General features: G+C 53.8%; 4 protein-coding genes and 1 pseudogene. All 5 read left to right on the top strand.

All coding sequences use genetic code 11. From position 1 onward, the window contains the following. Positions 1-87 precede the first annotated feature (87 nt). Positions 88-315: pseudogene (locus OCV99_RS11235) on the top strand (conjugal transfer protein TraE); the annotation flags it as partial. Between the two features lie 35 nt (positions 316-350). After that, positions 351-3023: a CD1108 family mobile element protein gene (locus tag OCV99_RS11240; protein WP_158370655.1), complete on the top strand. Its 2673-nt coding sequence runs from the start codon at positions 351-353 to the stop codon at positions 3021-3023. An 18-nt stretch (positions 3024-3041) separates the two neighbouring features. Beyond that, entirely contained in the window at positions 3042-3287 is a 246-nt protein-coding gene (locus OCV99_RS11245; RefSeq protein WP_055221100.1) for a DUF4315 family protein, read from the top strand. Then, the gene (locus OCV99_RS11250) at positions 3277-4479 is read left to right on the top strand and encodes a DUF4366 domain-containing protein (RefSeq protein ID WP_055221098.1); all 1203 of its coding nucleotides are present in this window, start codon (positions 3277-3279) and stop codon (positions 4477-4479) included. The genes OCV99_RS11245 and OCV99_RS11250 overlap by 11 nt, the downstream gene beginning before the upstream one ends. 38 nt (positions 4480-4517) lie before the next feature. Next, on the top strand, positions 4518-9314 hold a 4797-nt coding region (locus OCV99_RS11255; protein ID WP_158370661.1), incomplete at its 3' end, for a SpaA isopeptide-forming pilin-related protein.

Raw genomic sequence — 9314 nt, forward strand, 5'->3', positions numbered from 1 at the left:
GAACGCCGTGTGCGGTGAAAGTCGCATGCACGGTGTGGAGTGGGGGAAAAGCCCGAGATGATATCAGAGGCTTACCTATCACTATAGAACTCGGATTTTATCTACATGCTGAACCAGGCCCAGGGAGACCGGCAGATTTTGGCGAAGCAGTTGGGGATTTCCCCGCACCAGCTTTCCTATGTGACCCATTCCGGCCCCGGCGAGGGGCTTCTGTTTTTCGGGAATGTGATTATCCCCTTTGTCGATCATTTTCCGAAAGACACCCTGTTATACAGCGTACTCACAACACGGCCTGATGAAGTGGCAGGTGCATAAATTCCCGAAAATAAAAATGACTGGAGGTGATAACAGTGCCGCGGGAAAAAGAATTTCAGAGGAAAAAGAAAGATACCCGGATGCCGGTCCGTGATTCCCATGCGGAGGAATGTATGGACACCCGGCAGAGCGAACAGGATTTTAACCTGCTGCGGGTCAGGGACGCCCCTTCTTCTTCGGGAACGGCCCGGAGCCGGAGGTATGAAACCGCAGCACAGCAGGCAGCGGATGATACACAGCCTTTCAAAGCGGATGTACCGCAGCAGGCGGATATTTCCATACCGGAACATTTGGAAAGCAGGGATATGGACCATGAGCCGGCACGGGCACCTGAAACACGGAACCCTCTGGAACCGGGAACTTCTGCACCGGAACCGCGCCGGAGGGATTTCAGATATGTGGATTCCCGGCGTGCGGATTCTGACAGTGGCAATTCTGGTACAGAACGCCACACACAGGGAGAACCCGGTCAGGCAGAACGCCGTTCCCGGATGCACCAGCATGGCAACAAATACCAGCAGCGTTTCCAGGAGGCGGCCAAAGCCGAGAAACCAAAGGAGAAACCGCCGGAGGCAGCCGAAGGAGAACCGAAACGGCCTTCCAAGCTGGAATTTGCCGCTGACGAGCTTCCACCGGAAACAGCGGATAAAAAACTCACCCAGGCCAGACGGAAAGCGGAACGGACAGCGGAAAAGCTGGAACAGGCGGAAAACCGCCTGCCTGCCCGCCGTAAGCTGCGGATGGAAACATCTTCTGATCCTGATACGGGTAAGGCCAAAAAACACTTGAAATTTGAAAAGGAGGTGAAATCCCAGCGGGCCCATGTAAAGGGTCCTGTTCCGATGCGCCCGGTAAAGGCCGGCGCAAATATGGCGGTTGGTTACTCCCATAAAAAAATCTATCAGGCGGAGGATGAAAATGTCGGCATTAAAGCGGCCCACCGTACCGAGCTTGCGGGCGAAGGGGGGTTACGCTATGCCTACCATAAACATAAGACCGCGCCATACCGCAGGGTGGCAAAGTTACAGCAGAAATCAGCCAGAGCCAATGCCCGGCTTGCCTACCGGCAGACATTACAGGATAACCCGGAACTGAAGAAAAACCTTCTTGCCCGGATGTGGCAGAAACAAAAAATAAAACGCCAGTATGCCAAGGCAGCCAGGGAGGCACAAAAAGCCGGAAAGCGGGCAAAGGACACCGCCGTTGCCACGGAAAAGATTGCTGCAAGTGTGGTTCACGCTGTCAAGCGCCACCCGGTTCTATGCGGAATCGTGATCCTGCTCCTTTTGGTATTTTTCCTGATCGCTTCCTTGTTTTCTTCCTTTTCCAATATTGGAACCGGAGGGCTGGGGAGCCTTGCCGCCTCTACTTATCTGGCGGACGACGCGGACATCAACAATGCGGAGCTTATATATACCGAGTGGGAAACGGACCTGCAGATGCAGATCAACCGTGTGGAATCGGACCGGCCCGGTTATGACGAGTACCGCTATAATATCGGCCCTATTGAGCATGACCCTTATGTTTTAATGGGGTATCTCACCTCTGCGTATCAGGATTTCACCTATGCACAGATCGAGAGCGTCCTCCGGGAGCTTTTTAACGGGCAGTATTCCCTATCCTTCACGGAGGAAACGGAAATCCGCTACCGGACAGAAACAAGCATTGACCCGGAGACCGGCGAGGAAACCGAAGAAGAAGTGCCTTATGAGTGGCACATCTTAAATGTAACGCTTACTTCCATGCCGCTTGAAAACCTGGTGGTTTCACGCATGGACGCAGACCAGAAAGAAATCTGCGAGATTTTATTGCAGACCAAAGGAAACCGGCAGTATGTGAAAAATGTGTTTGGCACCAACTGGCTGCCCTATGTCACCAGCTACTACGGCTACCGGGTACACCCGATCAGCGGGGAAAAGAACTACCATACCGGCGTTGACATCGGGATGCCCCAGGGCACGGAAATTTTGGCCGGGCATGACGGCACGGTCACGCTGGCAGGAAATGCGGGCGGCTATGGTCTGTGCGTCGCCATTGAAGGCGAGGCTTACGAGGGGCACTCTCTTACCACCAAATACGGCCACTGTTCACAAATCTTAGTATCTGCCGGACAGGAGGTAAAGGCCGGGGATGTGATCGCAAAGGTCGGCAGCACCGGAAACTCCACCGGGCCGCACCTGCACCTGGAGGTATTGGTTGACGGACAGTATAGGAACCCGTTGTATTTTGCCGATACCGGCGATACCAGCGAGCGGCATCTGCCGGCAGCAGGCGCAGGCGGCGGGGGGAATTATTTCAATTATGATGTACCGCCGGAGGCCCTTGCGGATGAAAAATTTGCGGCTATGCTTGCGGAGGCTGAAAAGTATTTAGGCTATCCGTATGTGTGGGGAGGCGCAAGCCCTTCCACTTCCTTTGACTGTTCCGGGTATGTTTCCTGGGTAGTTAATCACTGTGGAGTGGGCTGGAATTTCGGACGCCTGACCGCAGACGGGCTTTTAGGCGTGTGTACGCCAGTATCAAGCGCCGATGCAAGGCCCGGCGACCTGATCTTCTTCCAGGGGACCTACAATACCAGCGGCGCAAGCCATGTGGGAATCTATGTGGGTAACGGGATGATGATCCATTGTGGGGACCCGATCTCCTACGCAAACATCAACACAAGCTACTGGCAGCAGCACTTTTATACATTTGGGCGTCTGCCCTGACAGATTGGAGGTAATAAATTGAACCCTAAGATTGAAAAACTGGAGAAAGAGATCGACAAGACAAAAAACAAGATTGCGGAGATGCAGGCCAGGCTCCGCGGCCTGGAAAAACAGAAAACGGAGCTGGAGAACACCGACTATGTGGCGATTGCCCGCAGCTTCCATCTGACGCCCCAGCAGTTGGCCGAATTTCTGAAATCGCAGCAGGCCGCTCCGTCCGGAGATGGCCCGCTTAAGAAACAGGAGGACATGAATGAGGACTAAAAAAATCTCTCTGCTACTGGCGCTTGTGCTTGTCATAAGCGCCATCGCTTTGCCCCTGACGGCTTATGCTGCCGGGGACAAAGATACCACACCGCCGGAGCTTGCGGCTTCTCTGGACGGCGGTACGCTGAAAGTAGAAAGCAGCGACGACAATTCCGGCGTAGAAGCGGTCTTTGTGGACGGGAACCGTATCAACTCCCTGACCAATGGGGCGGCTACCGTCACCTTAAAGGATTATGCCGGCACAGGAAAACAGGTAAACGTGTATGCCCAGGATTATGCCGGGAACCGCTCAAAGACCGTGAAGTTTGAAAATCCCTATTATGAGGAACCGACGCCCACGGAAAAACCTGCGGAAACGGTGCAGCAGAACCAGAGCAGCAAGCCGGTAAAACCGGCACAGGTCCAGGCTGCTTCTTCCGGCAGTACCAATCATAATGCCCAAAGCAGCAATTCAGGCAGTAATGCTTCCGGGAATAGTTCTAATGCGGGTACCAATACCGGCAGCAATACAGCCTCCGGCACAAATGGCGGCAGCTCCAATTCCCAGGAAGAAACGGAAACCACTTCCTCTATCCCGGATGGCGCGTTTACCCCGGAGGGAACCGGCACAGTGCTGGATGAAGCTACTGGCGAGGGTGACGATAAGCAGTTTTACACGATCACCACCGAGGCCGGAAATGTGTTCTATCTTATCATTGACGGCAAGCGTGACGACAACAACGTCTACTTCCTGAATGGTGTTACCGAAGCTGACCTGATGGCTCTGGCGGAAAAGAACGAGGGCACCATGAGCGTGATTCCAACAGAGGACGTCTGCACCTGTACGGATAAATGCGAAGCCGGCGAAGTCAATACCGCCTGCTCGGTCTGCAAGAATGACCTCAAAGGCTGCACCGGAAAGGAAAGACCTGCGGAAACAGAGGAACTCGCACAGACCGAACCGCCGAAAAAGGACAACGGCAGCGCCGGCACGATTATCTTTATTATCGTTGCCTTGCTTGCGGTAGGCGGCGTTGGCTATTATGTAAAGATCGTCCGTCCGAAGCAGCAGGCAGAGGATGACGAAGATTTCGAGGATGACGGCTACGGCGAAGGCTTTGACCCGGATGAAGCCTATGGAGAGCCGGAATATCTCTCCGAAGATGATTTTGACGACAGGATCGATGATGAACAGGAGGACAGCGAGTAAAGCTGTCCTTTACTATTTTAAGAAAGCGAGGATTTTTCATGGAGAAAACAAATACCCATTACCGCAGCGGCGTAAAGCGGCTGCTGGCATTTCTGCTTTGCGCAGTATGCGTCTTTGGGATGATCCCTACCCAGGCGTTCGCATTTTCGCTGGGACAGAAAGCAAGCTCCTGGCTGGGCGATCAATATGTAGGGTCTGACGGACAGCATTATTATGCGCCGGCGCCTTACACCTACCTTGTTTACAATTCTGATGGAACGATGGATGTGCGCAGCAGTTCCGGGGGCAACGCTTATCGGCACTATATGCTGACAGCTTCGGACGGGAGCAGCCAGCAGGTATATTGCGTGGAAAGCGGCATTGCCTATAACACTTCCGACAATACCTATACATCGGAAAGCGGCACCAACAGCAATTACTTAAACCTGCTCCCTTCCGAGGCAAGACGGGGGATCACCCTCACGGCAATCTACGGCTGGAAACCCGGCACCTCCCTCCCTGTGTCCGGCATTAACGAGGACGATTACAAAATGGCGACGCAGATCATCCTTTGGGAATACCAGCAGCAGCTTCGCAGCGACCCATACAGCCGGCACGGGAACGGCCATGCAGATGCCAACCAGTATTTCAGTGTGATTGCCGGACGTCCTGCGGAAAAAGCCTACAACTGGATTTTGTCACAGGTTGCCTCCCATTCCACGATCCCCTCTTTTACTTCCACGAAGAAAAGCGAGGCCCCGGAGCTGGAACTGAAATGGGACACGGAAAAGAAGATTTATACCCTGACTGTCACGGACACCAATAACCTGAAAATCGACCTGGAGACTTTGAAAGGCAGCGGCGTTTCCGTCACAAGAAGCGGGAACAAGTACACGTTCACCAGTAAGAACATGATTATGGACCCCGTCACCTTTGAATTCCGAAAGGACATCCCGGTTGCCAATGACATGCTGATCTGGGGCAGACCCGGCTACCAGACTATGATGACCGGCGCCAGCGACCCGGTTTCCTTCTTTGTAAAGATCAAGACCGAAACCTACGGCACCGCAAAGATTGTCAAGACCAGTGAGGACGGTATTGTGTCCGGGATTCCTTTCCAAATTTCAGGCACGGACATTTTGGGAAATAAAGTGGATGAAACCGTCACTACCGGAGAAAACGGGCAGATTAAAGAAAAGCTGCTGCCCGGCACTTATCTGGTGAAAGAGCTGCCGGTGGACCGTTATGTGACCCCTTCCGCGCAGTATGTCACCATTGAAAGCGGCCAGACCTCCACGGTGCATTTCAGCAATATCCTGAAAAAGTTCCGCGTCCATGTGGTAAAGAGCGACGCTGATACCGGCACCGCCCAGGGCGACGCCACCCTTGCCGGTGCAACTTATGGCATTTATAACAATGGCGAGCTGGTAGACACCTACACCACCGGGCCGGACGGCAGCTTTATGACCCGCTACTATGTCTGCGGTGATAACTGGACGGTGAGGGAGATTGATCCCAGCACCGGCTACCTCTTAAACGATACGGTCTATGAGGTGGGCGCTTCCCCGACCCTGTATGAAGTGGAACTGAATACCACGGAAAACCAGGTTACGGAAACGGTCATTTATGGAAATATCCAGCTGGTGAAGCATACGGACGACCTGGACCCGGATGTGTCCGGGGATGAAAATACGGACGAACCCAATGAGGGCGTCATTGAACGCCCGGAGGCCGGTGCGGTCTTTGAGGTTTACCTGAAGGCGGCAGGCAGCTATGATGCGGCAAAGGAAAGCGAGCGTGATCTGCTCACCACCGATGGAGACGGCTTCGCTTCCTCCAAAATGCTCCCTTACGGCCATTATACGATCCACCAGGTTTCCGGCGAGGAAGGAAAAGCGTTTATCCCGGATTTTACGGTCTTTATTTCCTCCAACGGACAGACTTACAGTTATATCCTGAATAACCGCACCATTACCGCAAGGCTGCGTGTGGAGAAATGCGACGCGGAGACCGGCAATATTATCCCCATGACGGGCACCGGTTTCCAGATCAAGGACCTGTCTACCGGGGAATTTGTCACCCAGGATATTTACTATCCGAACCCGGAAACCCTTGATACCTTCTATGTATCGGATGAAGGCTGGCTGATGCTGCCGGAGCCTCTGCACACCGGGGATTATGAGCTTTACGAGGTGGCGGCGCCTTACGGGTATGTACTTTCCAGCGAGCCGGTGCCGTTTACCATTGACGGCAGCGAGGCCGTTGTCACGGTTACGCAGTACAATATGCCGCAGAAGGGGCAGCTTACCATCACCAAGACCGGCGAGGTATTCGCTTCCGTCCAGGAAAACGATGGTCTGTACCAGCCGGTGTATGAGGTCATGGGGCTGCCGGGCGCAGTCTATGACGTGATCGCGGATGAAGATATTTATACCGGTGACGGAACGCTCAGGGCGGCAAAAGATACGGTTGTGGAAACCCTTACCACCGGGGAGGATGGAACCGCCCAGAGCGGGCTTCTCTATCTGGGCCGCTACCGTCTGGAGGAACGCCAGGCGCCGGAGGGGATGGTCTTAAATACCCAGCCGGAATATGCCGAGCTTACTTATGCGGGTGAAACTGTGGAAGTAACGCAGACCGCCATCGGACTTTATGACGAGCGTCAGAAGGTGGATGTGAGCCTGTTCAAAGCACTGGAAACGGACGATCTTTTTGGGCTTGGCATGAATGAGGAATATCAAGATATTTCTTTCGGGCTGTATGCGTCCGCTGACCTGACGGCTCTTGACGGCAGCGTCATTCCGGCGGGCGGGCTCCTGGAAGTGGTTTCCGTTGACCCGAATGAGGCGGGCGGCTATGACGCTTCCTTTGCCTCCGACCTGCCTTTTGGCAGCTACTATGTGAAGGAACGCACCACAAACAACGCCTATATCCTCTCTGATACCGAATATCCGGTTATTTTTGAATACGCAGGCCAGGAGGCGGCGCTGGTGCAGATTCTTGTAAATGAAGGCGAGGTTGTTTCCAACGACCTGCTGCGCGGGCGTGTGGACGGCGTAAAAGTCGGCGAAAACCCGGAGGGCGGCGAAGATGTGAAGCTGTCCGGGGCACTGATGGGATTATTCAGGCCGGACACGGAAGAATTTACCGGGGAAAACGCACTGCTTACTGTCACCACTGCCGAGGATGGCAGCTTTTCTTTTGAGAATATCCCTTACGGCCACTGGATCGTAAAGGAAATTTCCTCTCCGGCACTTTATACGGTAAGCCCGCAGCAGCACCATATCTATATCGGTGTGGACGGCCAGCGCATTGAAATCAAAGTGGAAAATACCCTGATCCGCGGCAGCGTGCAGGTGATGAAAACCGAGGCAGTAGACGAGCCTTCTTCTGTGAAGAAAGAGGACAAAGATAATAACACCTTCCTGCGTTTCCTCTCCGGCGCGGTATTCGATCTGTATGAGGATGCCAATGGCAACAAGGAATTTGATTCCGAAGATATGAAGATCGGTACCCTGAAAGAATCGGAGGCGGGCTACCACACCGCGGAGGGCCTTCTGGCAAAGGGCTACTTTGTGAAAGAAAGCAAGGCACCAGAGGGCTACCAGCTTGACGAGAACGCCTACTACTTTGCCATCACAGAGGACGGCCAGGTGGCGGTTGTGGAAAATGGCGAGGCCGGACGGGGCTTTACCAATGAGGCGTACCGCGGGAACCTGAAGATTACAAAGGATTCCAGCGACGGGCGCAAGGATGGATTTGCTTTTGAGGTGAAAAGTGCAGACGGTTCCTACTGTGAAACTTTCACTTCTCCAAAATCCGGCGTGATCGAGGTCAAGGGGCTGCGCGTTGGCATTTATACCGTAACAGAAATCTCCAACCGGGCAAGCAAGGACTATATCATTCCTGACGCTGCCACCGTGGAGATCAAGGCAGACGAAACCGCAACGGTCCAGTTCTTCAATGAAAAGCCAGAGAAACCGGCTACCCCGGATAACCCGGATAATCCGAAAACACCGTCCAATCCGTCCACACCATCTAATCCTGATAAAGCGGTACCGCAGACTGGGGATGACAATTTCATTTTCCTGTATGGCGGGCTTCTGGCACTGGCGGTGATTGGCGGCGGACTGTTTGCCGCAGTCTATTTCAAAAAGGGCAAGTACAGCAGAAATACCCCAAAGAGAAAAGTTGTTGGTATTGCGGTGGTTTCCCTCTGCGGGTTGTTGGCACTTGGCAGCGGGTTCCTGATGGTACGCGACCTTAACCAGTATTCCGAGAGCGCCGGAGCCTATAAGGACATTGCTTCCCATGTAGAGCTGCCGGAGCAGACCGAAGCGCCGGAGGAAGATAATACGGAAACGGAACCTGCCGGGGAGGACCCTTCTGTGGTCCTCCCCGCAGTGGATTTTGAAGCTCTTAGGGAAACCGGGCCGGACATCATCGGATGGCTTACCCTCCCTGATACGGCCATGAACTACCCGGTAACGCAGACAGACGATAACGAGTATTACCTGCACCATCTGTATGACGGCACCTATAATAAGACGGGCTGCCTGTTTGCAGACTATGAAAATCAGGAGGATTTTTCGGACCGCAATACCATTATCTACGGCCACAATATGCGGGACGGCTCCATGTTCGCCACGCTGAATGAGTATGACGAACAGAGCTATTTTGACGGACACCCGCAGATGTACCTTGTCACCCCTGGCGGCGGCTATGTCGTGGAAATTTTCACGGCGTTTGTGGCAAAGCCCAGCGAGTCCGGCAGCGACACTTCCCCCTGGCGTCTTAATTGGAAGGATGACGGTGCCTACACCACATGGCTTTCTGAAATGGCGGGACGGTCTGTC

The sequence above is a fragment of the Dorea acetigenes genome (genome assembly GCF_025567385.1).
GTDB classification, from domain to species: Bacteria; Bacillota; Clostridia; order Lachnospirales; family Lachnospiraceae; genus Claveliimonas; species Claveliimonas acetigenes.

Excerpts from the sequence above, each read along its gene's own strand:
- OCV99_RS11250 (WP_055221098.1), top strand. The coding sequence starts at position 3,277 with ATGAGGACTAAAAAAATCTCTCTGCTACTGGCGCTTGTGCTTGTCATA.